At 41.2% G+C, this 25,793-nt stretch carries 23 protein-coding genes; 14 read left to right on the forward strand and 9 right to left on the reverse strand.

The window, feature by feature from the left end:
* The first annotated feature begins 3 nt into the window (after nt 1–3).
* From CLV99_RS09420 to CLV99_RS09480, 13 genes are all read left to right on the forward strand, one after another.
* Nucleotides 4–1,251, forward strand: coding sequence for a hypothetical protein (locus CLV99_RS09420; protein WP_133584257.1), 1,248 nt, complete (start codon nt 4–6; stop codon nt 1,249–1,251).
* Nucleotides 1,248–2,384: a glycosyltransferase family 4 protein gene (locus CLV99_RS09425; protein ID WP_133584258.1), complete on the forward strand. Its 1,137-nt coding sequence runs from the start codon at nt 1,248–1,250 to the stop codon at nt 2,382–2,384. Before CLV99_RS09420 ends, CLV99_RS09425 begins: the two co-directional genes overlap by 4 nt.
* Nucleotides 2,381–3,523, forward strand: a complete 1,143-nt coding sequence (locus CLV99_RS09430; protein ID WP_133584259.1) for a glycosyltransferase — start codon at nt 2,381–2,383, stop codon at nt 3,521–3,523. Before CLV99_RS09425 ends, CLV99_RS09430 begins: the two co-directional genes overlap by 4 nt.
* A complete protein-coding gene (locus CLV99_RS09435) occupies nt 3,501–4,628 on the forward strand; it encodes a glycosyltransferase (RefSeq protein WP_133584260.1) in 1,128 nt (375 codons plus the stop codon). The genes CLV99_RS09430 and CLV99_RS09435 overlap by 23 nt, the downstream gene beginning before the upstream one ends.
* Before the next feature lie 17 nt (nt 4,629–4,645).
* A complete protein-coding gene (locus CLV99_RS09440; protein ID WP_133584261.1) occupies nt 4,646–5,098 on the forward strand; it encodes a S24/S26 family peptidase in 453 nt (150 codons plus the stop codon).
* Nucleotides 5,095–5,364, forward strand: a complete 270-nt coding sequence (locus CLV99_RS09445) for a PqqD family protein (RefSeq protein WP_133584262.1) — start codon at nt 5,095–5,097, stop codon at nt 5,362–5,364. The genes CLV99_RS09440 and CLV99_RS09445 overlap by 4 nt, the downstream gene beginning before the upstream one ends.
* 1 nt (nt 5,365) lies before the next feature.
* The gene (locus CLV99_RS09450) at nt 5,366–6,460 is read left to right on the forward strand and encodes a nucleotidyltransferase domain-containing protein (protein ID WP_133584263.1); all 1,095 of its coding nucleotides are present in this window, start codon (nt 5,366–5,368) and stop codon (nt 6,458–6,460) included.
* A 1-nt stretch (nt 6,461) separates the two neighbouring features.
* Nucleotides 6,462–8,084 carry an ABC transporter ATP-binding protein gene (locus tag CLV99_RS09455; protein WP_133584264.1) on the forward strand — a complete coding sequence of 541 codons (1,623 nt, stop codon included), beginning with the start codon at nt 6,462–6,464 and terminating at the stop codon, nt 8,082–8,084.
* A 29-nt stretch (nt 8,085–8,113) separates the two neighbouring features.
* A complete protein-coding gene (locus tag CLV99_RS09460; RefSeq protein ID WP_133584265.1) occupies nt 8,114–9,058 on the forward strand; it encodes a hypothetical protein in 945 nt (314 codons plus the stop codon).
* A 73-nt stretch (nt 9,059–9,131) separates the two neighbouring features.
* The gene (locus tag CLV99_RS09465) at nt 9,132–9,941 is read left to right on the forward strand and encodes a polysaccharide biosynthesis/export family protein (RefSeq protein WP_211348490.1); all 810 of its coding nucleotides are present in this window, start codon (nt 9,132–9,134) and stop codon (nt 9,939–9,941) included.
* A gap of 4 nt (nt 9,942–9,945) precedes the next feature.
* The gene (locus CLV99_RS09470; RefSeq protein WP_133584266.1) at nt 9,946–12,321 is read left to right on the forward strand and encodes a GumC family protein; all 2,376 of its coding nucleotides are present in this window, start codon (nt 9,946–9,948) and stop codon (nt 12,319–12,321) included.
* Nucleotides 12,322–12,496: 175 nt separating this feature from the next.
* Complete coding sequence (locus tag CLV99_RS09475; protein WP_133584267.1) at nt 12,497–13,978, forward strand: helix-turn-helix transcriptional regulator; 1,482 nt, start codon at nt 12,497–12,499, stop codon at nt 13,976–13,978.
* 61 nt (nt 13,979–14,039) lie between these two features.
* On the forward strand, nt 14,040–14,789 hold the full coding sequence (locus CLV99_RS09480; protein WP_133584268.1) for a tyrosine-protein phosphatase: 750 nt from the start codon (nt 14,040–14,042) through the stop codon (nt 14,787–14,789).
* Between the two features lie 84 nt (nt 14,790–14,873).
* Here the strand turns inward: CLV99_RS09480 and CLV99_RS09485 are convergent, their stop codons facing one another.
* The 8 genes from CLV99_RS09485 to CLV99_RS09520 form a co-directional block, all read right to left on the reverse strand.
* Nucleotides 14,874–18,044, reverse strand: coding sequence for an efflux RND transporter permease subunit (locus tag CLV99_RS09485; RefSeq protein WP_133584269.1), 3,171 nt, complete (start codon nt 18,042–18,044; stop codon nt 14,874–14,876).
* 24 nt (nt 18,045–18,068) lie between these two features.
* Nucleotides 18,069–19,208 (reverse strand): efflux RND transporter periplasmic adaptor subunit, encoded by a 1,140-nt coding sequence (locus tag CLV99_RS09490; RefSeq protein ID WP_133584270.1) that lies wholly within the window; start codon nt 19,206–19,208, stop codon nt 18,069–18,071.
* A 35-nt stretch (nt 19,209–19,243) separates the two neighbouring features.
* Nucleotides 19,244–20,575 (reverse strand): TolC family protein, encoded by a 1,332-nt coding sequence (locus tag CLV99_RS09495; RefSeq protein WP_133584271.1) that lies wholly within the window; start codon nt 20,573–20,575, stop codon nt 19,244–19,246.
* Nucleotide 20,576: 1 nt separating this feature from the next.
* Nucleotides 20,577–21,155, reverse strand: a complete 579-nt coding sequence (locus tag CLV99_RS09500) for a TetR/AcrR family transcriptional regulator (protein ID WP_133584272.1) — start codon at nt 21,153–21,155, stop codon at nt 20,577–20,579.
* A 327-nt stretch (nt 21,156–21,482) separates the two neighbouring features.
* The gene (locus CLV99_RS09505; RefSeq protein WP_246032727.1) at nt 21,483–21,911 is read right to left on the reverse strand and encodes a c-type cytochrome; all 429 of its coding nucleotides are present in this window, start codon (nt 21,909–21,911) and stop codon (nt 21,483–21,485) included.
* A gap of 1 nt (nt 21,912) precedes the next feature.
* Nucleotides 21,913–22,548, reverse strand: coding sequence for an SCO family protein (locus tag CLV99_RS09510; RefSeq protein ID WP_133584273.1), 636 nt, complete (start codon nt 22,546–22,548; stop codon nt 21,913–21,915).
* A gap of 8 nt (nt 22,549–22,556) precedes the next feature.
* Complete coding sequence (locus CLV99_RS09515) at nt 22,557–22,985, reverse strand: transposase (RefSeq protein ID WP_133584274.1); 429 nt, start codon at nt 22,983–22,985, stop codon at nt 22,557–22,559.
* A gap of 44 nt (nt 22,986–23,029) precedes the next feature.
* On the reverse strand, nt 23,030–23,539 hold the full coding sequence (locus tag CLV99_RS09520) for a DUF4442 domain-containing protein (protein WP_133584275.1): 510 nt from the start codon (nt 23,537–23,539) through the stop codon (nt 23,030–23,032).
* A 153-nt stretch (nt 23,540–23,692) separates the two neighbouring features.
* On the opposite strand from CLV99_RS09520, the gene CLV99_RS09525 reads away from it, so the two are divergent.
* Nucleotides 23,693–24,916 carry an MFS transporter gene (locus tag CLV99_RS09525; RefSeq protein ID WP_133584276.1) on the forward strand — a complete coding sequence of 408 codons (1,224 nt, stop codon included), beginning with the start codon at nt 23,693–23,695 and terminating at the stop codon, nt 24,914–24,916.
* Nucleotides 24,917–25,115: 199 nt separating this feature from the next.
* Here the strand turns inward: CLV99_RS09525 and CLV99_RS09530 are convergent, their stop codons facing one another.
* Nucleotides 25,116–25,751, reverse strand: coding sequence for a uridine kinase family protein (locus tag CLV99_RS09530; RefSeq protein WP_133584277.1), 636 nt, complete (start codon nt 25,749–25,751; stop codon nt 25,116–25,118).
* Nucleotides 25,752–25,793 lie beyond the last annotated feature (42 nt).

Consider the following 25,793-nt stretch of genomic DNA (forward strand, 5'->3'; position numbering starts at 1 on the left):
GGGATGATGAAGCTAATCAAATATGCAGTGTTAGGGATGCTTGTCAGCATGTACTTTTTCTCTTTTGGCTTTACATTTCTGCCTGAACAGGTTAATACGAAGCTGATTTTTGCTGTTTTTGGGGCAAGTTTCTGGGTATTTAATTCCATCCGAGGAGGATCAATAGAGATCAATAGGAAATTATTGGGAGCGATCTGTTTTGCTGTTGTGTTCTCTGCCGTAGGTTTTTTCTCTATGGATTACAATTATTCTACGGATTCTTCCTATGCGACTTATATCGTTAGTTTTTCCGTCTGGATGTTTGCAGGCTATTTTGTGATCAATTGTTTAAAACTAGGGCATAAGGAGGTCGGCTTTGATCTATTGGCGTATTATCTGATCGCTGTATGTGTGGCGCAATGTATGTTGGCCTTAGTGATTGATAATGTTCCAGTGGTAAAGTCGGTTGTGGATCAATATATCGAACAGGGACAGGGGTTCTTAAATAATATAGAAAGACTGTATGGAATAGGAGCTTCGTTAGATAATGCTGGGGTGCGTTTCTCTATCGTATTGCTTATGCTAGTCGCTGTATTAATTAATAGTTGGAAAGTACAAAAGAATACGCTCCTGCTATTTCTATTATTAATTTCTTTTATCATCATTTTTACTGTGGGTAGTATTATTGCAAGGACGACTAGCGTGGGAGGAACTCTTGCGATTGTTTATCTGTTTCTGGGGACTGGTGTGTGGCGTTTTTTCTTAAAAAGGGAACTGTTAAAATTATACTTGGTTTTTTTTCTCTGCCTTTTGTTCGTCTTGTTGCTGGCGACTTATTTTTATAAGACCAACCCTGTTTTCTATGATTATATGCGTTTTGCTTTTGAAGGATTCTTTAATTGGGTGGAAAAAGGCGAATGGAAAACCACTTCTACTGATCGATTGAATTCAGTAATGTGGATATGGCCTGATCCGAATGATAATAAAACCTGGTTGATCGGGAAAGCAACTTTCGATAATTGGCATGCCGTGGGAACGGATATTGGGTATTGCCGATTCGTATTTTACAATGGGCTGTTGGGACTGTCTATATTTTCTTTGTTTTTTGTGTACAATGCATGGGCATGCAGTAAACTACTACCTGGTTATGAGCTTTTCTTCGCATTCCTACTATTACTGAGTTTTGTTATTTGGTTGAAAGTTGCTACGGATCTGTTTTTGGTCTATGCACTCTTTTACTGCCTGGAAGGTGGAGAAAGGAGGAGGATATGAAGATTATGTACTGTTTACTGGGGACATTCAACTCGGGGGGGATGGAACGTGTATTGGCCAATAAAGCTAATTATCTCGTGAGGGCGGGAAATGAAGTGGTTATTGTCACTACGGATCAACAGGGCAGACCTCCATTCTTTGAACTGGATGCTAGAATCGAGCAGATAGATCTTGGTATTAACTATACCGCGAATGTTGGGCGGAATTTTTTAGGGAAATTTTGGAGCTATCTTTTTAAGAGACAACAGCACCAGAAGAAATTGAAGCGCTTGTTAGAACAGTTAAAAGCGGATATCACGGTATCTATGTTTGATCATGACGCTTCTTTCTTGTTCAAGAGCAAGGATAACAGTAAAAAAATCCTGGAGATTCATTTTTCAAGATATAAGCGGCTGCAATATGGCAGAAAGGGAGTATGGAAACTCTTGGACGTATGGCTCAGTAGGCGGGATCTGAAGATAGCCCGTTCTTATGATCGCTTTGTCGTACTTACACAGGAGGATAGAGGCTATTGGGGCGATTTGGTTAATATTCGCGTGATCCCGAATGCCCACAGTTTTAACCTCGATGAAACAGCAACGTTGGAAAAAAGTAATGTCGTAGCAGTAGGACGCTATGACTACCAGAAGGGATTTGATGAACTGATTGCTATTTGGAGTGAGGTGCATCGGCAGCATCCCGATTGGCAGCTTTCTATTTATGGTAATGGTCCATTGAAAGAAGATATGAAGCGGCAGATAGCAGCACTGGGATTGGAGGATTCGGTCCGTTTATGTGATCCGGTAAAGCATATTGAACAGGTGTATCTACAAAGTGCACTGCTATTGATGACCTCACGTTATGAGGGCTTACCTATGGTCTTGTTGGAGGCGCAGGCTTGTGGTGTGCCCATGGTTTCTTATGCCTGTAAGTGTGGCCCTAAAGATATTATATCGGATGGTGAAAATGGCTATTTGATTCCGGAAGGTGAGCGGGAACTTTTTAGTCAGCGCATCGATGCCCTGATAAGGGATGTATCATTGCGAAAAAAAATGGGACAGGTGGCTAAGTTGCGGTCGGAAGGTTTCTCAGAGGATAAGGTCATGGAAAAATGGGTTGAATTATTTACGGAATTAACTGGTGTAAAGAAATGAAGACAATAGTTATATCTGCAGTCAATATTGTGGAAGCGGGGCCACTGGCTATTCTTAGAAATTGTCTCCATTATCTATCGGTGCTTGCTGCTAATAAAGAATATAGGGTGGTTGCTCTGGTGTATGAAAAGAAGCTGGCTGAGTTTCCGAATATCACTTATATCGAAACCCAATGGCCTAAAAAACGTTGGATAAACCGTCTATGGTATGAGTACGTAACGATGAAGAAAGTGAGTAAGGAGATAGGACCGGTTTATTTATGGTTTTCACTGCACGATACCAGTCCTCGTGTAGAGGCGGAGCTGCAGGCGGTGTATTGCCATAACGCCTTTACGTTTTATAAATGGAAATGGAGGGAGTTGTTTTTTGCACCAAAAATTGTGCTATTCTCCCTACTTACAAAATACATTTATGCCTTTAATGTCTCTGCAAATCGATATCTCGTAGTGCAGCAGGAATGGTTTAGGGAGGCTATGGCGAGAGATTTTGATTTTCCTGAAAAGGATATCATTGTTGCTAAGCCGCAGCAGGTTATTCCAGTCGATACGACCTCAGCTAAAGATGAAGAGCGAAATGGAGAAGATTATTCTTTTCTATTCCCGGCTTCGCCCAATAGCCACAAAAACTTCGAGTGTCTCTGTGAGGCCGTGGCCTTATTGGAGGGAAAGGAAGGCCTTCCGAAATTTAAAGTATATATCACGATAACAGGAGAAGAAAATAGCTATACCCGATGGGTTTTAAAAAAATGGGGTAATCGGTATGAATCATTATGTTTCATCGGCTTTTTAAGTAAAGAAGGTCTACTTGATTATTACGAGAAAGTAGATTGTCTGGTGTTTCCCTCAAAGACGGAAAGCTGGGGGCTTCCTATTTCCGAGTTTGCAAATTATGGAAAGCCTATGCTACTGGCCGATCTGCCTTATGCCCGAGAAACAGCCGCTGGAAGTAGGTGTACTGCGTTTTTTGATCCAGATCGGCCTGATAACCTGGCCGGGTATATGGGCCAATTGATACGAGGAGAAACGAAGGAGTTGGCACCTGTAGCGGATCGGAGAATCGCAGCACCGGTAGCCGATGAATGGGAAGCATTATTTAATCTACTTTTAAATGAACAGCATGAAGATATTACAGGTCGGTAAGTTTTATCCCATACGGGGAGGGGTCGAAAAAGTAATGTACGATCTGACATTGGGACTCTCAAACGAAGAGGTGTACTGTGATATGCTCTGTGCTTCGACAGAGGGGTATCCTCAAGGGGTGACACAGTTGAATGATTTTGCACGGTTGATCGTGGTGAAGACTCAGTTGAAGCTGGCAGCAACGATGTTGGCCCCGGCGATGATAAGTACATTGAGGCGGATAGCGAAGGACTATGATATTATACATGTGCACCATCCAGATCCTATGGCCGCCCTGGCCTTATATTGCTCGGGTTATAAAGGAAAGGTGATTATGCATTGGCATAGTGATATTCTGAACCAGAAAAAATTAATGAAGCTTTATGCTCCCCTGCAGTCCTGGTTGATACGTAGGGCAGACCTTATTGTTGGGACGACGCCTGTGTATGTCAAAGATTCTACTTTTCTAAGGAACGTACAGGGTAAATGTGATTATGTGCCTATCGGAATAGAACCTTTTGCGTTGCAATCTGATAAAGCGGAGGCGATTAAACAGCAATTTAAAGGAAAGAAAATTATTTTTTCATTAGGAAGATTGGTCCCATATAAAGGATATGAATATCTAGTGCGGGCTGCAGCCTTGCTAACTACAGATGTACAGATTGTCATTGGTGGGACGGGGCCTTTGATGGACGAACTAAAAGCTTTGGCGGAAGAACTAGGAGTAAAGGATAAAGTGACATTTTTAGGATTTGTGTCGGATGAGGATGTGCCTGCTTATTATGAAGCCTGTGATTGTTTTTGCTTGAGTTCTGTTTGGAAAAATGAGGCTTTTGCAATTGTTCAGTTGGAAGCAATGTCACTGGGAAAGCCTGTTATCTCGACAGCAATACCGGGATCCGGTGTAAGTTGGGTAAATCAACACCTGAAATCGGGGATTGTTGTGCCTGTGGCTGATGAGGTCGCACTGAGTGCTGGAATTAATAAATTGCTCTCCAATGATTTGTTATATAGTGAATTATCGGAAGGAAGTAGGGCGCGCTATGAGCAGTTGTTCCGTAGAGAGAAAATGGTCTCCAAAACAAATGAAATTTATTGCAAACTTTTATTGCAAAACAATGTTTAATAAATAGTGGCCAATTTATGGAACAGACAAAGAAGAAAATCGTTTGCAAAAACGATCATTTTCTGAAAAATGTGGAAGTGGCATTAGAACTGGGGAAGAAGGTGAAGATTGCGGTGAGGGGAAATAGTATGAACCCTGTTTTAAACGATGGAGACATTGTCATTCTAGAAAAAGGACAGCAGCTACCTATAGAAAAAGGAGATATAATACTGGCAAAATATGAGGAAAAATATGTTTTGCATCGTGTTGTATGGATTAGTTCAGATTTCTTTTACCTAGCGGGTGATGGAAATAAACTACAAGTAGAAAAAGTCCGTAAAGATAATGCTATCGCTACGGTAGGTTCAGCCTTTCGTGGAGAGCTGTGTCTGCCGTTGAGCTTCTCCGGGAGCCGGTTGCAGTTATTTAAACGTAGTGTGCTAGGTGCTTGTTGGTATTTGAATTACAGTATTAAAAAGAAGTTTTTATGAAGTTGAGAAAAGATCTGGTTTTAAGGGAGATAGGAAGTCATTATGTCGTGGTAGATCCTGGGCAGGAAATGGTGGACATGTCAACGGTATTCACGCTGAATACGACTTCAGCATTTCTGTGGAAAGAGTTGGAAGGTAAGGATATTACAGTGGATCTGATTGCGGATTTGTTGTGCGTTAATTATGAGGTGTCACGGGAAACAGCGGGAAAAGACGCTCAAACAATTTTTACTGCTTTTTTAGAGAACGGGTTAATGGTAAATTGAAATGGCAAATAGGGAGCGTATCTATACGGTGTTTTTTAACTTACTTCGATCGGGGCTATGGTCAAGACCTGTCGAAGCAAGCGAATCGTTCCCTTTATCTTCAGCTGAGTGGAAGGATATCTATGATCTGGCCTTGGCACAGACGGTGGAAGGGCTTGTTTTCAGTGGAATAGAGCGATTGGATATGGAGCACCTACCGCCAACAGATATATGGATGAAATGGTTGGTTCGGGTTACTAAAATCGAACAACATAATAAGCTTATGAACCAATGCTTGGCTGAGCAGATAGGTGTTTTTAATGATCTGGATGTTAATCCTATTCTACTGAAAGGGCAGGGGATAGCGCAGCAATATGAAGCTCCTCTTCGAAGACTGGCAGGGGATATCGATTGGTACTTTTCTACAAAAGAAGATTATGAAAAGGTGAATAATTGGGTGATAGAAAAAGATGTGCCGGTAAAATATATGCCTGGACGTAGTATGTGCTACTCTTACAGAGGTCTAGAGATTGATCATCATTCTAACCTGATAGATTTATATAATCCTTTTGTAAAGCCTTTTCTGAGTGATTTTATAGCGACGGAGCGTGTGTACGATCGATTTATCAAAGTGGATGGGGCGGATTGCCGGATATTGTCACCGGTCCTGAACATTGTACAGGTGGTGAGTCATGTACTGAAGCACCTTCTTTCATTTGGATTGGGATTGAGGCAACTGTGTGATGTAGCTCGTCTGTATGCTGTGCATTGTAATGCTATTCAAGATCGGGGACTAGAACAGGTGTATAAGCGGTTGGGGATAGGGAAATGGGTGGTTTTGTTGCACGATTTGCTGGTACGTTATTTAGGACTGGAACCTCGGTTTTTGCCCTATCAGGAGGGAATGGCTGTCAATGCCGATTGGATGATGGAAGATATTTTGCGCGTAGGTAATTTTGGTTTTTTCGACGAACGCTATTCTGATGCAGAGACAGGAAACCGAAAGAACGCTTTTGTACGGGTAAGTAAAAATCTATTGAAATATGGACGTTATGCACCGATGGAATCTGTTTTCTTTCCGTTAGTCCAGACCTATACACGTGTTTTAAATAAATAATATGCGGAGGACATTAATAGCGCATATGAGATGGATGTGGCTTCTGACGCTAGGGGCACGTTTTCGGCTGGGGCTCTATATAACCCTTGAAGTGCTGAGTATTGTATTGGGCTTGGTTTTCGTGCTGTGGACAAAGAAAGTTGTGGACTCGGCTGTGCTGGGAAATACTTCTTTTTTTGCGATGAACTTATGGATTATGGCTCTGTCGTTATTGGGCTCTGTTGTTTTTAGGGTAGCTGCAGGTTGGATAAATGAACAGATGAAACTGGAAATGTTAATAAATACCCAACAAAAGATGCTCGATAGGCAATTGCATGCTACTTGGCAATTTCTGAATAAATGGTCGTCAGGGGATCTACAGGTTCGTATACAGGATGATGCGAGAGAGGTTGTACAGATGGCAGGACAGACGATCTGGTCGACTTTGATAACCTTACTAAGTCTGATATCATTTTTACTGCTGTTAGCTTGGTTTGATCTTGTGCTTGCGCTGTTAATGCTCGGAATATCGCTGTTGTTTGGTTTTGCCAAGGTCTATTTTAAAAAGACAAAAGCACTGAATGAACAATTAAAAAGTGCACGAAGTGAATTTGGACATATTGTACAAGAGACGATACAGTTTAAGTTATTGATAAGAGCCTTATCCCTATATCCTATGCGGTGGGCTAGGGTTGAAAAAAGCCTGGAAAAGGTTTCTGATCTGCAAATGAGCTTAATCAACTTTACTACTTTTTCGCATGGACTGATTCGGTTATTGGCTTCAGCAGGCTTTTTGTTGGCTTTTGGTTGGGGGCTGTATCGCTTGCATCTAGGCCTCATTACGTTTGGTTCGTTGACCGCTTTTTTACAGTTGGTGGGACGTATACAGACCCCTGTACTGACATTAATGGCCTTTGTTCCTCTTGCAATACGCTCGCGGGTAGCCACGGATCGAGTGATGGATGTTATGGAAGTCGAGGTCGAACCGGAATCGAAACCAGATGTTTTGACGGATCTCCAAGCGATATATATTGATAGACTCTCTTTTCAGTATCAGGACGAATATATTATTACGGATTTCAGCATGACTGTCTATAAAGGAGAGTCTGTAGCTATTATGGGAGCCAGTGGTAAAGGAAAGACCACGTTTGTACGATTGTTATTGGGATTATTAGAGCCCACAAGGGGACAGATTGTTTTGGAGACGAAAAGCAGTCGATGTGCATTGACAGCGGATCATCGTATAAATATGGCTTATGTGCCACAAGGAGGAAAATTGTTCCGTGGTACGGTACGGGAAAATCTGGAAGTGATGAACCCTCTGGCCACAGCAGCTCAGGTGGAACAGGCTATAGTTCTAGCTTGTGCGGAGTTTGTATATGATCTTCCAAATGGACTGGAGACAGAAATAGGAGAAGAAGGGTATGGATTGTCGGAAGGACAGGCACAGCGTATTGCTATCGTGAGGGCAATGTTACGGGATTGCCCTATATGGCTTTTGGATGAGCTGACTTCGGCATTGGATGAGGATACGGCTCGTACTATGATAAAGAGATTATTGGAGTATGGTAAGGATAAGATTGTGGTCCTGGTTACGCATGATCTGGAGGTCGCAAGACAATGTGATAAAATTATACTGTTATAAAAAGTTGATGATCCTTTGAAAATCGATGCATGATGGAAAGAATAGATGGACATATAGTGGTTGATATTCGGGTTGCTGGATATGGGGTGCGATTGACCGTGCCTAAGTATTGTGACCTGTCGACTTGCCTACCTAACTTTTCGGAGTTTATCGTGGATTCGGTGGCGGAAAGTGATGTGGTGATGGAGGTGATTTTGCTGGAAGGAGATGCTCCTCCTATAAAAGGTAAGCGTAGAATATTGACGGATATCTCGTCGACCTGGGAGAATAATTTTTCATTGGAAGAATTGGAGGTAGGATACTTTGTTGCTATTAAAGGGGCTAATGAAGGGGACGTTTGGCAAATGTTTGCGAGCAAGGACTTTTACAATATTACAATTTATACCCTTAAGGGTGGATTTTATAATACGACAGCGCTAAATTGGTTTTTGATGATGGCGTATGGGCAAGCTATTTTAAAGCGAGATAGTGTTATGATTCATGCTTCTGTGGTGGAAAGAGAGAATGAAGCTTATGCTTTTTTAGGGAAGAGCGGTACGGGAAAGAGCACACATAGTCGGCTTTGGTTGCGGTATATTGAAGGGGTATCATTATTGAATGATGATAATCCTGTACTGCGTCTGGAAGGAGATGAAGTCAAGGTGTATGGGACACCTTGGAGCGGAAAAACAAAGTGCTATATCAATAAAGGGGTTAAGCTAGGTGCTATTGTCCGTTTGCGGCAAGCCGAGGAGAACTATCTCCGTTGGCTAGACGGTGTAGAGGCGCTGACTACGCTTATCCCGAGTTGTACAGCGATGCGGTGGAATATGGACTTATTCAATGGGATGATAGGGACTGCAGAAAAGATAATGGGAGATGTGCCTATAGGTGAATTAGCCTGCCTACCGAACGCTGAGGCCGCGATGTTATGTCAGAAAGAAATAATGGAACATACAAATAAAAATATATCTATCAACCTATTAAATACATAATGCTATAGCTATTCCTACTAGCAGAAGCGGTAAGGGACTGGTGGTATAGCGGATGAAAACAAACGGGACTACTATGAAAACTAAAACTATGAATAAAGCTATTTTTGGATTGATGATCTTATGCGCGTTGTTGTTAAATGCATGTGTGGTGGGCAAGAAAGTTGTTTATGTAAAGGACATGGGAGTCAATGGGCACCATAGGGTAATGGAGGAAGAACCGATGAAGATACAGAAAGGGGATCGGTTACGTATTGTTGTTCAGGCAAAAAGCCCGGAATTGGCAGCTCCATTTAACGGAGGGGCTGGAGCATATCGGATAGATGCAAGTGGCAATGTGGAAGCGGTGGCTGAGCAGACAAAGGATGGACAGAGTTATGTGGTAAATAGTCAGGGGGCTATAGATTTTCCGGTATTGGGAAATATTCCTTTAGAGGGATTGACCCTAGAACAGATTACCGAAAAAATAACCTCAAAGCTGAAAACTGGGGGAATGATAGCCGAACCGTTGGTAAAAGTAGAACTACTGAACTTTAAGGTAAGCGTGGTGGGAGCTGTAGTGCGGGAGAATGTGTTGAATGTAGAAAATGCACAGATGACACTGATGGAGGCTATAGCACTATCTGGAGGCTTGAAACCTAATGCTGCCCCTGATCAGATTAAAGTAATTAGAGAGGAAGGTGGAATAAGAAGAATAATCGTCCATGATATAGAGTCTAAGAGTTTTTTTGACTCACCAGCGTATCACCTGAGACAGAATGATATTGTATATGTAACGCCTAGATCTGCAGAAGATACGCCGCGCGAAAATAGAAGTTGGCGTTTCTGGAGTACGGCAATGGGGGTTATCTCTATTGTTCTGGCAGCATTAACACTTGCAAAATAAGGATATGGTTAAAAACAAAGATACAGAAGGAGTAGTACAAGAGCAGCGGGATCCGTCGCTGAATGTACTAGATGTATTAAAGTATTTGTTGTCGTATTGGCCCTGGTTCTTAGCGTCGATTTTGCTATTCGGAGGGTATTACTTATACGATTATAGTAAAACCCCATTTATGTACGGGCAGGCGCAGACGGTATTGATAAAGACACCTGCTAATACGCCTGCTACGGCACGATTTACAAGGGCGAGCGCAGGATATAACAGCGTAAGTGTCGCGAGTGAGACGTTACAGCTACGGTCAAAGGAACTGATGCGTCAAGCGGTAGAACATCTAGGCGCAGATATCAGCTACTCGCATAAAGTGGGGTTACGTGTTTATGAACTCTATGATAAATCTCCGATAAAGGTGAAAATACTAAAAGGATTGCCGCAAGATACATGGAGTCTATTGATTACACCGATCAGTAAGGATAGTGTAGAGATAGGGGGATGGAAGGATAATACGGATCGGGCACCTGTACGTCTGGCTATTGGGCAGGCATTTCGAACGCCTTTAGGGGAGATACAACTGGATTCGACAAGTCATTATTTGCCTGGTTCTTTTGGTAAAAGTATACGGGTTGAAAAATTTGCCAGAGAGTATATGGTCAACTTCTTTTTGAGTAACCTGAAAATTAAGCAAATGGAAGATGATGCTTTCCTGCTACAGATGCACCTTGAAGATCGGTCTGCTCGTCGTGCCGGTGATATTCTGACGGAGCTGATCACGGTCTATAATCGTACGGCATTGGAAGATTTAAATCAAACAGCGGTAAACACTGCAGATTTTATAAAGAACCGATTGCAGATCATTGAGGAGGAACTGTATGAAGTAGAAACGGATATAGAAAAATTGAAGGTTAATAATCAAGGAGTAGATGTAGGGACGGCCGGACAGTTGTATGTTGCCGAAGGAAGGGCATTCCAAACACAGCGGACCCAGATCGAAACGGACAAAAGACTGGTGGAGATGATGCGGGATTATCTGACTGCCGATGGTAAGTCGAAGGAGCTGATCCCTAATAATACGGGGTTGGTGGATGCGAATGTGGAAGGACAGATTGTGGAGTATAACAAAGCCTTATTGAGGCGTAATCGACTGGAGGAGGGAAGCAGTATGGCCAATCCGGTGGTACAGGAGTTGGACCAAGGGTTGGACGCCATGCATACGAATATCCTGAGAGCGATTAATAATACGCTGTCTGGTCTGCAGGTGAAGATTAATAATGTACAGCGGGAAGAAAATCAAGTGAAGGGACAGGTAATGCAGATTCCTGGTAAGCAACGTATGATATTGGAGGTGGAAAGAAAACAAAAGGTGAAAGAAGACTTGTATCTTTTTTTGTTGAACAAACGGGAAGAGAATGCATTGAATCAGGCGATGACAGAGGATAATATACGGATTGTCGATCCTGCCTATGGTTCGGAAGCACCGATGTATCCTAGTCGCCTGCGGAAAGTTGGGATGGGGCTAGCGGTTGGGACTGTTCTGCCGGCAGTAGTCTTATTATTGATGTTGATGCTAGACACGGGCGTAAGAAGTCGACAGGACATACAGAAGGTGGTGACTGCGCCATTTTTAGGAGAACTGCCAATGGAGAAAAAGTATGATGATAAGGGAATAGCGGTATCCAAAACCGGACGCGATCCTTTGACAGAAGCTTTCCGTATCCTGCGGACGAATATCAATTTTATGGCTATAAATGGTGCTCCGCCTCAGGTGATCACATTTAGTTCTTTTACAATAGGTGCAGGAAAGACGTTTAATGTGATGAATCTGTCCGCAACGGTTTCTTATCTGAAAAAGCGTGTGGTGATGGTTGATCTGGATTTGAGAAAAGGGACGCTTACAAGGCGAATGGGGATTAAGTTTCGAAAAGGAGTTACACATTATCTATCAGATAGTTCGGTAAAGATTGATGATGTACTGTATAAAAGCGATTTATCTGAGGGAGTAGACTGTGTGCCTATCGGGGTGTTAGCTCCCAATCCTGTTGAGCTTCTGCTCAGCCAGCGTTTGGATGAACTGATCGGAGAGTTAAAGCTACGTTATGATTATATTATTGTGGATGGTGTGCCAGTTGCTATCGTAGCAGATGGGAGTATAATTAGCCGTATATCTGATTTAACGTTATTTGTGATCCGTGCGGGGAAAATGGATCGCCGTCAGTTACCAGAACTTGAAAAACTATACCAATCGAACAAGTTAGCACGATTGGGAGTTGTTTTAAATGGAGTCAAGTTAGGTAGTGGTGCTTACGGATATGGTCGATATGGATATGGTAACTATGGTTATAGCTATGGGAATGAGAAAAAATCAATATGGAAAAAAATATTTGGATAATTTTTTTATTTTTAAATAAAACCATTCTTCTTGTTGTTTGTTGTAGTGTTATGAGAATAAGAACCTACAGCTAGGCTGTAGGCATTTTTAATTTTTTTGCCAGGTATTTTGGGGAACTGACGCTGCCTGTTGTAGTGTTTTGTAAATATTTGGTGAATTCAGATCTATCTTGAAAATGAATTTATTATTTGCTAAGCATCTTTTACCATTAGTGCCCTTTTTATTATTTTTTACCTCCAATATCACCGCCAACGGTGCTGATTCTGTAATGAAGGAGGATTATTCCGAAAAAAGGGAGCAGGTACCTATTGAATCCCTTGAGACAGGAAGGGGCGGGATTGTTGAACAAAATGCATTTGACTTTTTGTTTGATGTCGATAGAAATAAGGAGTTGTTGAAATCGGAAGATTATCGCTCGCTGTTAGCGAAATCCTTGATCAATAAGGATAGGATTAAGGATTTTGCAATAGTAGATAGTTATATTTTTAAAGAAATCGGGGTAAGTGAATATCTTTTGGATGTCTTGAAGAGAGCGTCCGAACTGACTGCTGGATTGTCCGATAATAATAGGAAATTCTTTTATTCCTGTTTGATTGATGCATCGATTGCAGGATTAAAGTCTTCTGTTGAAGAACAGCAAAAATGGTATTCCAGTGCATATGAAAACTATCGGTCGATTGATGAAAAAGTGGAGGAGTCTAGGCTAAGTGAATCAATTGGCATAACCAGTCATGCCCTCGCTAATGCGCTATCGCACAAAACAATAGAGGCGGATGAAGTGTTCTTACAAGGAATAGCTCAAATAAACGAAGAGAAGGTAGAAGACGATGATTATTTCCTGTTGTTCAAGTACATTCATTTTTTGGCAGGGAATAGTGCTTATGACAAGGTCGAGAAATGGTTGAATTATACGTTGTCTCTTACAAAAACGGGACATGATGCTTATTATAAGACATTGGCATATTATAATTTGGTTCTTTTGAAGGTAAAGCAAGGGCTCCCTGATGTGTCTGCACAATATCTGCGTGAATATCAGCTATCCAAGGTGCAGCTAAACAGTCAGGAATTGGTGCGGATAGCATTTGTAGAGAGTAATTATTACGATTTCGGGAATACTGCTGTTATTAAGGATGATAAGGGAATAATGGCTTTCGGAGGATTGGCGTTTTTGATTATCGGAGCTGCTATTGGAGCCTCGGTATATTTGTGCCGTTATGGCAAAATAGTTGAATCAGCTCTTGAAAAAGAGATTGAGCCCAATGAATCGGTGGAATGGTCGATTGCGTCGCCAAATGCTTTAGAAACGTCGTATTACGATGCTACGGATAAGGAGTCGGTGGTGGAGTTAAAAGCTGCACCGGTAGAGTATATCAGTGATCTGAAAAAAATGGCAGAAAATAATGATCCATTGTTTATGAAAAAGTTTAAGCAACTCTTTAGAGACTTTGCCGAATGTGTAGGAAAGAAAGCCGAAACTCCCTTGAATTTGGCCGAGCTGGAGGTTTGTGCGTATACAAAACTAGGGTATACGACGAAAGAAGTTGCTTATTACCGCGGAGACTCTATTCGGTCAGTGGAAAATAGGAAGTATAGAATTCGACGAAAGTTGAATTTACCTAGAGACGTTGATTTTACGGATTGGGTTTTGACTGCATAAATTGTTGGGGAATAACCATCGCTCAACATCTGATCTGACGATGGACTAAAAGAGCTTTTGTATGTCGTTATGGGATAAGATCTTTAAAAAAGATAAAGAGAAAGTGAAGGGCAAATTAGCCTGGTTGGGATGTGATATGCATAATCATGTGCTGCCTGGTATAGATGATGGTGCCAAAACCATTGCCGATTCACTGGTCTTGATTCAGGGATTGAAGGACCTCGGTATAGATCGGTGTATAGCGACTCCACATATTATTACAGGTTTGTATGATAATACAGCTGAGGATATTGCTGCAGCATCGAATAAACTGATTAAAGAGTTGGGGGGGAGAGGTATAGAATTCTCCATCGGTCACTCGGCCGAGTATATGATTGACGACGGTTTCTTGAATATTCTAGATCATAACAGGCTGTGTGCATTGCCTAATAAGTATGTACTGATAGAGATGTCTTATCTAGCTGAATCTAATATGCTTTTAGAGGTAATATATAGACTGCAGAGTGAAGGATATTTTCCTGTTTTGGCTCATCCGGAGCGCTATAATTATTACCATCAGGATTTTAACCAATATAAATTGATTAAAGAAATGGGCTGCCTCCTTCAGTTGAATGTGTTGGCTATTTCGGGATATTATGGTAGTCAGGTAAAGCTTGCTGCATCAAGACTTATTAAAGAGGGAATGTACGATTTTGTAGGAACTGATATGCATCATGAGCGCCATCTCCATGCTATAAAAGGGGTGGTCGATCGCTATGATATCGAAGCTCTACTGAAGCATAATCCGATAAAAAATGCAACTGCCTTTTAGGCTATGATGGGGATCTTTTAATATAACAACAAAGGCCAGTACATTTGTACTGGCCTTTATTGTTATTGAAAATGAGATCGCGTATTAATGCGCACTCAATTGCTTTTTCTTTTCTTCGTCAAAACCAGCTTCTAATTCAGCTAATTTTTTCTTTCCGTAAGCTAATCGTGTGATAACCACAAATAGCACTGGCACGATAAAGATGGCTAAGAATGTCGCTGCGGTCATCCCTCCAAATACGGTCCAGCCGATAGTCTGACGGGACACAGCACCAGCACCTGTAGAAAGCATCAAAGGAATAATACCCAAGATAAATGCAAGTGATGTCATGATAATCGGACGTAGACGGAGCTTCACAGCATCCAAGGTTGCTTCGATTAAATTCATACCGATGTCTACACGTTCTTTGGCAAACTCTACAATCAGAATCGCGTTTTTGGCGGCTAGACCAATGATGGTGACTAGACCAATCTGTGCAAAGATGTTATTGTCAAGCTGAGGAATAAACATCAATGTTAGTATCGCTCCAAATACGCCTAACGGAACCGAAAGAAGAATGGAGAATGGTACGGACCAACTCTCATAAAGAGATGCTAGAAGTAGGAATACAAAGAGAATACACAATGCAAAAATCTGTATTGTTTTTGAACCTGATTGTTTTTCCTGTAACGTCAGTCCGGAGAACTGATAGTCATATCCAGTCGGTAAGGTCTGAGCAGCGACTTCTTCTAGTGCCTTGATCACATCACCAGAACTGTAGCCTGGTGCAGCACCTCCGGATATATCAATCGCTCTAAAGATATTGTAGTGATTGATAAGGGATGGCATAGTGACCAATTCATAACTTACTAAGGCGCCCATAGGTACTGGTTGTCCTTTTACGTTGTTGACATAAAGCTTATTGATATCATCGATTCCCATACGGTATTCTACATCCGCCTGTGTTACGACACGGAAATTACGGCCGTACTTGGTGAAGTCGTTGACATAGCTACTACCTAGATAAGCAGATATGGTCGAGTATATACTAGAGATAGGAACACCCATACGTTTAGCCTGCTCTCTGTTTACTTCCAATTTGTAGTTTGGCGAATTGGAGTTAAATAGGGTATAGGCCATGCCGATTTCTGGACGCTGGTTGGCTGCCATTAAGAACTTACCTACTGTAGCCTCGAATTGTTTGATGTCTACCGTTTGTAAATCCTGTATCTGTAAGGAGAAACCACCAGATGCACCTAGACCAGGAATCGCTGGCGGTGTAACGGCTAATACTCTGGCTTTGGTATATTGAGCATACTTCTGCATAATCGCACCTGTAATTTCATTGACGGTACGCTTGCGGTCTTTCCAAGGTTTCAACGATACGAATAGTGTTGCTCCATTGGGTTTGAATGCTCTATTTAAGATGTTGATACCAGAGATGGATGTAACGTACTTGATTTCTGGGAACTCTTTCATGAATTCTTTTTCCAACTCATCTAATACGGCATCTGTACGTGCTGAAGATGAACCTTCTGGAAGGGTAATACCGGCAAAGAACATACCGCCGTCTTCAGAAGGAATAAATCCTGTTGGCTTGGCTGTAAACATCCAGCCGGTACCGATAAAAATACAAAGGAGTACAACTAATACAAGTGGTGTTGCTTTGATTGCTTTCTTTACTCCTCTAGAATAGGAATAAGTGACTTTTTCAAACCAAACGTTGAATTTGTAGAAGAATTGATTTAGACCTTTAGAGTCTTTGGTTACCGCAGTCGGCTTTAGCATAATCGAACATAATGCGGGCGTCAATGTCAAAGCTATGAAAGCGGAAAGCATAACGGATACCGCAATCGTAATCGCAAACTGTTGGTACAATTTACCTACCATCCCTGGGATGAAACCTACAGGAACGAATACCGCTGCCAAGATCAAGGCAATAGCGATTACAGGAGCCGTAATGTCTTTCATGGCACGCATAGTCGCATCTTTTGCACTCATTTTATAATGGTCGATATAGTGCTGTACCGCTTCCACCACAACGATGGCATCATCCACAACGATACCGATAGCGAGTACAAAGGCAAGCATGGTAAGGTTGTTGACAGAGAATCCGAACATCAAGAAGAAAATGAATGTTCCGACGATAGATACTGGAATGGCTAATACAGGGATTAACGTTGCTCTCCAGCTTTGAAGGAAGAAGAAAACAACGATAGTTACTAATAGTAGCGCTTCAATTAGTGTGTGGATAACAGATTCAATAGAGGCATTAACTACGGATACGGTTTCATAACCTATGACATAATCGACATCTTCGGGAAAGGATTGTTTCAACTTCTCTAAGGATGCGAATATTCCTTCTGCAGTTTCTACCGCATTACCTCCTGGGGTCTGACTGATCATCATACCCGTAGATACCATCCCGTTTACCTTGGTGGAAGTTCCATAGTTAAACTGTCCCAGTTCTACGCGGGCTACCTCGCTTAATAATACGATAGAACCGTCTTGATTGGTCTTAACGACAATGTTTTTAAAATCTTCAACATCTGAAAGATCTGAGTCTGTAATTACAGGGTATTCAAATACTGTCGATGACTCTTGTGGCTTGCCACCTACGGATCCACCAGGAATACGGATGTTCTGTTCTGCTATAGCAGCAGAAACATCGGATGGTGTCATCTTAAGGTTCGCAAGTTTGTTGGCATCTAACCATACACGCATCGAGAAAGGTTGCCCAAATGCGGTGACATCCCCTACACCTTTGACACGCATGATCGCATCTTTAATATAAAGGTTGGCGTAATTGGATAAGAATTTATCATCTCTACTTCCTTTTGGAGATACTAGAGATACCAACATCAGGATGTCGGTATTCGCTTTACGGGTGGTCACACCTAGTCGACGTACGGCTTCGGGTAAGGAAGGTTCGGCAATACCAACACGGTTTTGTACATCCAGGGTTGCAATGTCAATGTCTGTACCTACTTCAAAGGTGACTGTGATCTGCGCCTGACCATTGGACGTACTATTGGAGGACATATAAATCATTCCGGGTGTACCGTTGATCTGACTCTCAATAGGTGTGGTAACCGTCTGTTCGACGGTCTGTGCATCGGCTCCCGTATAGTTGGCCGTTACGGTAACGGTCGGAGGAGCGATAGAGGGATATTGACTGATAGGCAATGTGGATACGGCAATCACCCCAATAATGGTGATCAAGATGGATATAACCATCGCCGTAACGGGCCTTTTAATAAATACTTCTGATATCATTATTATTTATTTAGCGTCTGGCAATTATTTTTGTTTATTCTCTGCATTGTTCTCGGCAACTTTAGCTCCTGGTCTTAGTGATGCCGCTCCATCGACAACAATCTTCTGACCAGTTTCCAGACCTGAAGTCACTACAACTTTGTCTGCTAGCTTGTGACCGAGTACAATCTGCTTAAGCTCAACTTTGCTACTATCATTGACAGTATATACGTTGAATACCCCCAATTGCTCAAAGACAGCTTTGTAAGGGATGACCATTTCTTCTTGTGTCGATGTACTCTCTACATTTAATGTAGTGTTCATGCCCGCTCTTAGTGCGTTTGCACTATTAGCAAATGAAGCTCTCACTTTCAATGTTCCGGTCTGACTGTCTACGGCTCTATCAATCGTGACGATACGTCCACTTTCTTCGTAGCGGCTACCATCTGGCATAGATGCGTAGATTTGAGTGGATGCATTGCCTGCTTGCAATTTTGTGAACTCAGGGATTTCTTTTTCATTGATCTGAAACTCAACCGCAATCGGATTGGTAGATGATACGGTATTCAAAAGTGTAGTTCCTGCGTTGACTAATGCGCCATTACGTACCTGTGAGATCCCGATGTTGCCAGAGAATGGTGCTACTATGGTCGAACGTTGTAGGTTGGTCCGTGCTGTAGTCAAGGCCGCCTCGGCAGCTTGTACTTGTGCGCGTTGATTATTTACATCCGTAGTTGCGTAATCTAATGTCTGCTTTGCAATCGCATCTTTCTCCGCTAGGGTTTGGTAGCGCTGTAAATCTTTTTGTACGCGATCGAGGTTAGCTTTTGCTATTTCTAAACTCGCTTTTGCTTGATCCACGGCGGCTTGATAGCGTACGCGATCAATTTCATAAAGGCGTTGGCCTTTGCTCACAAAAGCTCCATCGGCAACAAAAATATTAGTGATATATCCTGTTACCTCAGCTCTGATTTCGGTCTCCTGTAGAGGCACGACACTGGCTGGGTAACTTTTTAAGCCCGATACAATTTCTTTACCAACGATAGCCGTAGAAACGGGCATTGCCATTTCGGCTTGTTGCCCTGGTGCACCACCCTTAGGCTTATTGTCTTTGGACCCACCGCAGGATTGCCATAATAATCCAGAACCGATAAGTAAGGCTGAAAGTAATTGATTTCTATTCATGACGTTGTATTTTTTCTGTTATTAAGGTTGTTATATTAGTTGATTTCTACTGTGCCTAATGCTTTCTGTATATCTAGTTTGCTAGACAATACGGCATACAGTGAATTTAAGTAGTTGAGCTGTGATGTCTTCAGGTCTGTCTCAGCAGTCATCAGTTCCAGGTAAGTTTTTACACCGGCATCGTACTGTAATTTGATCGTATTGTAGACTTCTTCTGAGAGCTCCATATTATCTTTAGAGTTGCGCCATTCGTTCATGTTGGCACGGTAACCAGCCATCGCAGCAGAGTATTCTGTGCTAATCTGGTTTTCTAGATTCTGTAGGTCAAGTGTGATACGCTCTTCTTGTAATTCCGATTTTTTAATCTCCTGGATTCTCTTGGTTCCGGTAAAAATAGGGAGGGATAAAGTCAATCCTACACTAGATCCTGGGAAGTTATCTGTATAAAGGTCTGAAAACTTGTTGTTCCTATAGTTTAAAGCATAGTTGGCATAGGCGTTTACTTTTGGTAAGTAATTCCACTTTTGATATTGCGTATTCAACCGTTGGATATCCTTAAGGTTTTCCAATTTCTTGAATTCAACTCTGTTTGCTATTTGAAGCAATTCTGTGGTATCCAATAGAATATTACTTTCTAGACTTTGATTGATGAAAGATAAGGAAAGTGGACGTTCATTAGGGATAGCCAACAACATTTTTAAATAGTCGTATTTGTATTTACGGTTTTCGGAAGCCGACTTTAAATCTGCTTTTGCATTGTTTAAGGATATCTGTGCTCTTTTAAAGTCCGTCTTGTCCACTAGTCCAACCTCATAACGGGCATTAGCTTCGGTATGTTGACGTTCTAGTCTCAGGATATTTTCGTTGATGATTTTAATTTGCTCTTCACTGGTCAATATATCATAATAAGCCTTGCTGACATCGACTACTGTATTGATTTTTGTAGACTCTTCATTAAGGTTATTTTGTTGACGTACATACTTAGCAGCCTTCGATGCTTGAAAGAGCTGTGGACTGATCAGTGCCTGATCGGCTTGAAAAGTTAAAGCACTGGTATTACGTTGTCCCAATGCGACGTTAGTACCATTAAAGTTGGTCGTAGGCAATTGCATGGAGTGTGCGATACTTCCATTGGCATTGATCTGTGGAAACCACCCTGATAGAGCAGATGCAATTTCCCGTTCGCCAATTTCCTTGTCGATCTGTGCTTGTTTGATCTCAATCTTATTACGTAAAGCGTAATTGATCAGATCATCTAATGTTGCATTGCTGCCAAGGTCTGATTGCTGTGCAAGTGAGACACTACAGCCAGCAATAGCTAGAAAGGCAACAGATACTATCTTCCTAAAATTATAATTCATATTCATATTATTGTTTTACACCGTTCCAAATAATTTCTATTAACTCATCGAGATGTTGTTTGTCGTATTTAATTTTTTGGTAAATCACAGACTTTGAAAATGTTACTGCCGCTCCAATGTACGCTGAGGCCATGACATGGACATCAATTTTTCTAAGATTATTTGTTTCCATACCTTTCAACAAAAAGGTAATCACATTGTTTTCATCACAGCCTCCGACTTTCTGTTTATCATGGGCGAGATCATTGAAAGGGGAGTTGTGAAACTGCTCTAGAAAGCTGAATATATCTGTGTTGTTGATCTGAAATTTGCAAAAGCGCTCCAATACTATGGCAAACTGTTCTTGGTAGGATAAGTCCTCCGCCAGGTCATCAAATATAAAAGCATTGATTTTCTTTCGGCAGTAGCTAAAAAGCTCAAGGATCAAGTTTTCCTTGGATGGAAAATAATGATAAATAGTGCCAATGGCTACATCCGAATTCTTGGCAATCATACTCATCGGGGTTCCATGAAACCCATTTTCTTTGATGAGTGCTAGTGTATGCTTGAAGATACACTCTATCTTATCTGTAAATTGAACGTTCATTCGGTTGCAAATGTACTGATTGAAAACCGATAAAAATGTCAAAATTTTGTTATAAAAGTATGTTTCTTAAGAGTGGAATGCGAAGTAGGGAAGGCCGATTGATAAGGCTTGTGTTAAGAAATTGTTAATTCTTAGGAAAGGTCTTGACAGGTGTCGTATTGACACTTATCTTTGTAGTATCATAATTTAGGTTTATAATTGGTTAGTAAAGGTTTTCATTCTCCCCGTTTGAAAACCTTTTTTTTTATTCTTTATTTCTAGAAAAATATTATAAATCATTCGATTATAGACTGTCGTCGATTCGTGTATCTGGCAATCTACTGTTATCTACTTACAATCTTTTAGTGCTTTCTGTACTTCCTCATGGGAATAGATGGAGTCACTCTTTGCAAAATTGGTCGTGATATAGGTTAAGATATAGGCAATATCAAGTTCGCTCAGCTGTGGGTTAGCTGGCATCTTTTCATTAAAGGTTTGACCGTTTACGGTGATTTCACCCTGCATGCCATGACGTACGATGCAACTTAGCTGTGCTCTGTTTTCCTCGAAAAATTTAGCATCCGTTAGCGGTGGATAGAGTTTGCCGAGGCCTTCTCCTTTTGCTCCATGACAGTTTTGACAATTGGTCATATAAAGTTTCTGGCCATTGACCGCGTATTGAGCTGTTTCTATATTCAGATTGGAATGGCATGACGCTAAGTGGGCTAAGCTCAATATCGTCATGCCTAGAATTGCGAAAATGTTTAATAAGCGCATATTATTTGTACTCTTGAAGGAGTATATCAATATCTGTTAAAAGTTTTTCTACTTCTTCATTATTGGTTCCATCATAGGCTCCTCGGATTCTCTTATCATGGTCTATGAGTACCAGATATCCGGAATGGTCGTATCCACCGGGTACATTGGGATCTTCTTTAGTAAACACCAGGTACTTGTCCGATAAACCATATATTGCGGCTTTCGAACCATTTACAAACTGCCACTGATCATTGTCCACACCTAGTTTGGTCGCATATGATTTTAAAACATGAGGTTGGTCGTATTTAAAGTCGATACTATGGGAAAGGAAAGCAATCCGCTTGTCGTTTTTGTATTTCTCGTACGCCTTTAGAAGGTTTCTTTGCATTGTCGGGCAGATGCTTGGGCAATGTGTAAAGAAAAAATTGGCGACATAGATTTTATTATCAAAAAACTTGTCGGACAGCATAACGCTATCCTGATTCAAAAATTCGAAACGAGGTATTGTAGGATAGATGGTATCAGTTACCATCTTGCCGTCTATTTCCTTTTGAACGACTTCGCGTTCGCCAATGATGGGGAGTTTTTTGGCTGTAGACTGACAGGACGCAAGTGTGAATACACATGCCGCAGTACAAAATAAAGTTCTAATCATGGTATAAATTAAAGTTTACCCAATTTTTTGTTGCTCTCTAAAGAGACGTCTTCAAATTGTTTTTTCATTGCTTTTATCTTCTGGATCTCAGCTTCTTGATAAGTGACTGCTGTACTATCTGGATTATATTCTTTCATCCAAGTCATCATATTTTCTGTAGCTGCTTCAAGGTTGCTTTTCAAAGTGATAAGATCGATTCTGATAGTAGCTGTATCTGCTTTTGGGTCTTTGATCAGGACTTGCCCCAAGTTTTCTAAAATTGAATCTATTTTGACGGTCGTTTTATCAAAATGGGCAATCTGAGGCATGATCTCATCATGGACCATGATCGCTTCTTCGGCAAGTTGCTGATGCTTGACAGCTTCTTTGGTCGCCTGCTGCTGGCATGAGCCCAATAGAATTGTGCTTGCGGATAGTAAATAGAAGATTTTTTTCATGTGTATAGCATTTCGTTATGACCCGCAGTCTGCGGATCGGTTTGTTATAAAGTTTGTTCTAATGTAGTCGGATTGTTTTCTCTTTTCAAGACGAAGTCTAAGTTTCGGATGTATATCTCGTTGTGACAGATGGCACACTTGATACCGTTTTTGTCAAATACTGCGGTTGTAAATGTTTTTACGACCTTCCCTTTTCTTTTGATCTCATCAAAAGCTTCTTCGACGTCCTCATCTGCTAAATAAAGCGAATATTGCAAATCTGTTCTTCCGGGTTTTAAGTATTCGATGCGTGCAGATTTTAGCCAGGCGACGGTTTTCTTTAAGCCGTTTGCCTGAAATATCTGATCTAATAGGATGGAATGTACGGGGTCTAGCGCCGTGAATATAGTACCCCCAAATACAGTTTTGTTGGAGTTGACATTTAGGAAGCTTTTATGGATCTTGACATCGATTCCTTTGAAGTCTCTGTGAACCTGCTTTACCCATATTCTTTGAAAAAAGAAAGGGGGATAGAATCTAAGCAACCATTTAAGTGAAGACGGATTTAACTTCATACTAACAAAAGTACGATTAAATATAGTTTAAATATTCAAATGGAGATAATATGTTGTGTAAAATGAAATTCTGTAGTAAATTACATCAAATTTAACCGTTTTGTGACTTAACTTGTTACCACCGTTTTTTAGAACATAATAAAAATACCTTTTATGCATTCCAATAGTAGTAAGAATACCTGGTTGTTGATTATGGTCGCTTCATTGGGGTATTTTGTAGATATCTATGATTTAATCATTTTTTCTATTGTTCGTGTGCGCTCCTTTCAGGATATTGGTGTACCCGAAGAACTGATGCGGGTGAAGGGCGAATTTGTATTGAATATGCAAATGGGCGGTTTGCTATTAGGTGGGTTGATATGGGGAGTAATTGCGGATAAATATGGACGTATCAAAGTATTATTTGGCTCTATATTGTTGTATTCCTTAGCCAATATTTATAATGGTTTTGTCCACGATGTAACAACCTATGCTGTGGTTCGATTTATTGCAGGTATAGGTCTGGCCGGCGAGCTGGGTGCAGGTATTACCCTGGTAAGCGAATCGATGCACCGTAGCAAGCGGGGGTACGGTACAATGCTGGTCGCAGGGGTAGGAGTATTAGGAGCTATACTTGCTTATTTTGTCTCTGAATGGTTCGATTGGCGCACAGCTTATTTCGTAGGCGGTGGAATGGGAATTCTCCTTTTAATGATGCGGGTTGGTACTTTTGAATCCGGTCTTTTTGCGCAGGCCGTAGAAAGTACCCATGTCCAAAAAGGAAGTTTGAAATTGCTGTTTTCACATCCTGAGCGTATAAAGCGTTATTTTTACTGCCTAGGGATAGGTCTGCCTATTTGGTTTGTGGTCGGTGTCTTGGTTACGCAGGCTCCGGAGATAGGAGCGGCCCTTGGAGCTACAACGACATTAAGCGCGGGAAAGGGAGTGATGTTTACCTATCTTGGTATCTCCGTTGGTGATTTTATAGCAGGCCTTTTGTCGCAATGGTTGAAATCTCGAAAAAAGGTTGTTTTTCTATGTCAGATACTAATCTTGATCTCCTCACTCTGGTATTTGAACAGTGAAGGAATAGGGGAGAACAAGTTTATGTTTTTGGCGTTTTTTATGGGAATCGGTGTAGGTTATTGGGCGACGTTTGTGACGATAGCAGCTGAGCAGTTTGGAACGAACCTAAGAGCTACAGTAGCTACGACAGCGCCTAATTTTGTAAGGGGAGCGTTGATTCCTTCAACCCTGTTGTATGGTTATTTTGTGGGGGTGTGGGGTATTATACCTGCGGCGATTGTCACGCTTTTATTGCTGACTGGGATTGCCATATTTGCACTGACGCAACTCGAGGAGAGCTTTGATAAAGATTTAAATTACTACGAAGAATAAGAGCTTAGCGATCAGGACATTTTTTACAACGTTTTCCTCTCTTGTACTTCTTACAGCATTTTTTGAATACGCAACAAGAAAAATCTCCAAAGGGATTGATTCCTTTTGGAGATTCGCAAATTGCTATATTCGATTCCTCCGGACTTAATATACTATGCCTTTCCATAATGCAAAGATAGTTATTTAGACCGATTTTAAATTAATGGAATTGTAATATTTCTTTCAGTTCTGTTGAAATGAGGTTGGTCGCATTATTGATGAGTGCTGGGTCATCTGTATTATTTACAATAACGCGGTCGCAGCTCTCTCTATAAGGGAGTAAATAGGTGTTGTAGGAAGGAACGACATGGTTGATCCATTTGTACATTACATCATCGTGATCATATCCCCGCTCGATAAGATCTCTTTTCAGCCTGCGCTGTAGCGCGATCTCTTCATCGGCATCCAAAAAGATACGGTAATTCAACAGATCATTGATTTCTTGATAATGGAAGATAAAAAGGCCCTCTACAATAAGAATAGGTGCAGGTTTTATCTCCAACATTTTAGGCTTCATGCTTGGGTTGTTGAAAGTGTATTCCTGTTTGTAGATTGTTTTACCGTTGAAAAGGTCTTTGATGTCATTAAAAAAAGCCTCTCTATCGATTGAAGAAGGTACATCAAAGTTGTACAGTCTGTTTTCTTCCTGTGTTTTGGTATTCGCAGGAAAATAATAATCATCCTGCGAAATCAATGTAATCTGGTCTGGTCCAAAATGGTCTAAAAAGCTTTTTAAGAAGAAAGTCTTTCCCGACCCGCTGCTACCAGCGATACCCATTACGTATGGTTTGTCCATTTACTACTTTAAAGTTACGGAAGTTATATAAGTGATGTAAGC

This window comes from Sphingobacterium yanglingense (assembly GCF_004363245.1).
Lineage (GTDB): Bacteria > Bacteroidota > Bacteroidia > Sphingobacteriales > Sphingobacteriaceae > Sphingobacterium > Sphingobacterium yanglingense.

Excerpts from the sequence above, each read along its gene's own strand:
- CLV99_RS09420 (WP_133584257.1), top strand. The coding sequence starts at position 4 with ATGATGAAGCTAATCAAATATGCAGTGTTAGGGATGCTTGTCAGCATG.
- CLV99_RS09425 (WP_133584258.1), top strand. The coding sequence starts at position 1,248 with ATGAAGATTATGTACTGTTTACTGGGGACATTCAACTCGGGGGGGATG.
- CLV99_RS09430 (WP_133584259.1), top strand. The coding sequence starts at position 2,381 with ATGAAGACAATAGTTATATCTGCAGTCAATATTGTGGAAGCGGGGCCA.
- CLV99_RS09435 (WP_133584260.1), top strand. The coding sequence starts at position 3,501 with ATGAAGATATTACAGGTCGGTAAGTTTTATCCCATACGGGGAGGGGTC.
- CLV99_RS09440 (WP_133584261.1), top strand. The coding sequence starts at position 4,646 with ATGGAACAGACAAAGAAGAAAATCGTTTGCAAAAACGATCATTTTCTG.
- CLV99_RS09445 (WP_133584262.1), top strand. The coding sequence starts at position 5,095 with ATGAAGTTGAGAAAAGATCTGGTTTTAAGGGAGATAGGAAGTCATTAT.
- CLV99_RS09450 (WP_133584263.1), top strand. The coding sequence starts at position 5,366 with ATGGCAAATAGGGAGCGTATCTATACGGTGTTTTTTAACTTACTTCGA.
- CLV99_RS09455 (WP_133584264.1), top strand. The coding sequence starts at position 6,462 with ATGCGGAGGACATTAATAGCGCATATGAGATGGATGTGGCTTCTGACG.
- CLV99_RS09460 (WP_133584265.1), top strand. The coding sequence starts at position 8,114 with ATGATGGAAAGAATAGATGGACATATAGTGGTTGATATTCGGGTTGCT.
- CLV99_RS09465 (WP_211348490.1), top strand. The coding sequence starts at position 9,132 with ATGAAAACTAAAACTATGAATAAAGCTATTTTTGGATTGATGATCTTA.
- CLV99_RS09470 (WP_133584266.1), top strand. The coding sequence starts at position 9,946 with ATGGTTAAAAACAAAGATACAGAAGGAGTAGTACAAGAGCAGCGGGAT.
- CLV99_RS09475 (WP_133584267.1), top strand. The coding sequence starts at position 12,497 with ATGAATTTATTATTTGCTAAGCATCTTTTACCATTAGTGCCCTTTTTA.
- CLV99_RS09480 (WP_133584268.1), top strand. The coding sequence starts at position 14,040 with ATGTCGTTATGGGATAAGATCTTTAAAAAAGATAAAGAGAAAGTGAAG.
- CLV99_RS09485 (WP_133584269.1), bottom strand. The coding sequence starts at position 18,044 with ATGATATCAGAAGTATTTATTAAAAGGCCCGTTACGGCGATGGTTATA.
- CLV99_RS09490 (WP_133584270.1), bottom strand. The coding sequence starts at position 19,208 with ATGAATAGAAATCAATTACTTTCAGCCTTACTTATCGGTTCTGGATTA.
- CLV99_RS09495 (WP_133584271.1), bottom strand. The coding sequence starts at position 20,575 with ATGAATATGAATTATAATTTTAGGAAGATAGTATCTGTTGCCTTTCTA.
- CLV99_RS09500 (WP_133584272.1), bottom strand. The coding sequence starts at position 21,155 with ATGAACGTTCAATTTACAGATAAGATAGAGTGTATCTTCAAGCATACA.
- CLV99_RS09505 (WP_246032727.1), bottom strand. The coding sequence starts at position 21,911 with ATGCGCTTATTAAACATTTTCGCAATTCTAGGCATGACGATATTGAGC.
- CLV99_RS09510 (WP_133584273.1), bottom strand. The coding sequence starts at position 22,548 with ATGATTAGAACTTTATTTTGTACTGCGGCATGTGTATTCACACTTGCG.
- CLV99_RS09515 (WP_133584274.1), bottom strand. The coding sequence starts at position 22,985 with ATGAAAAAAATCTTCTATTTACTATCCGCAAGCACAATTCTATTGGGC.
- CLV99_RS09520 (WP_133584275.1), bottom strand. The coding sequence starts at position 23,539 with ATGAAGTTAAATCCGTCTTCACTTAAATGGTTGCTTAGATTCTATCCC.
- CLV99_RS09525 (WP_133584276.1), top strand. The coding sequence starts at position 23,693 with ATGCATTCCAATAGTAGTAAGAATACCTGGTTGTTGATTATGGTCGCT.
- CLV99_RS09530 (WP_133584277.1), bottom strand. The coding sequence starts at position 25,751 with ATGGACAAACCATACGTAATGGGTATCGCTGGTAGCAGCGGGTCGGGA.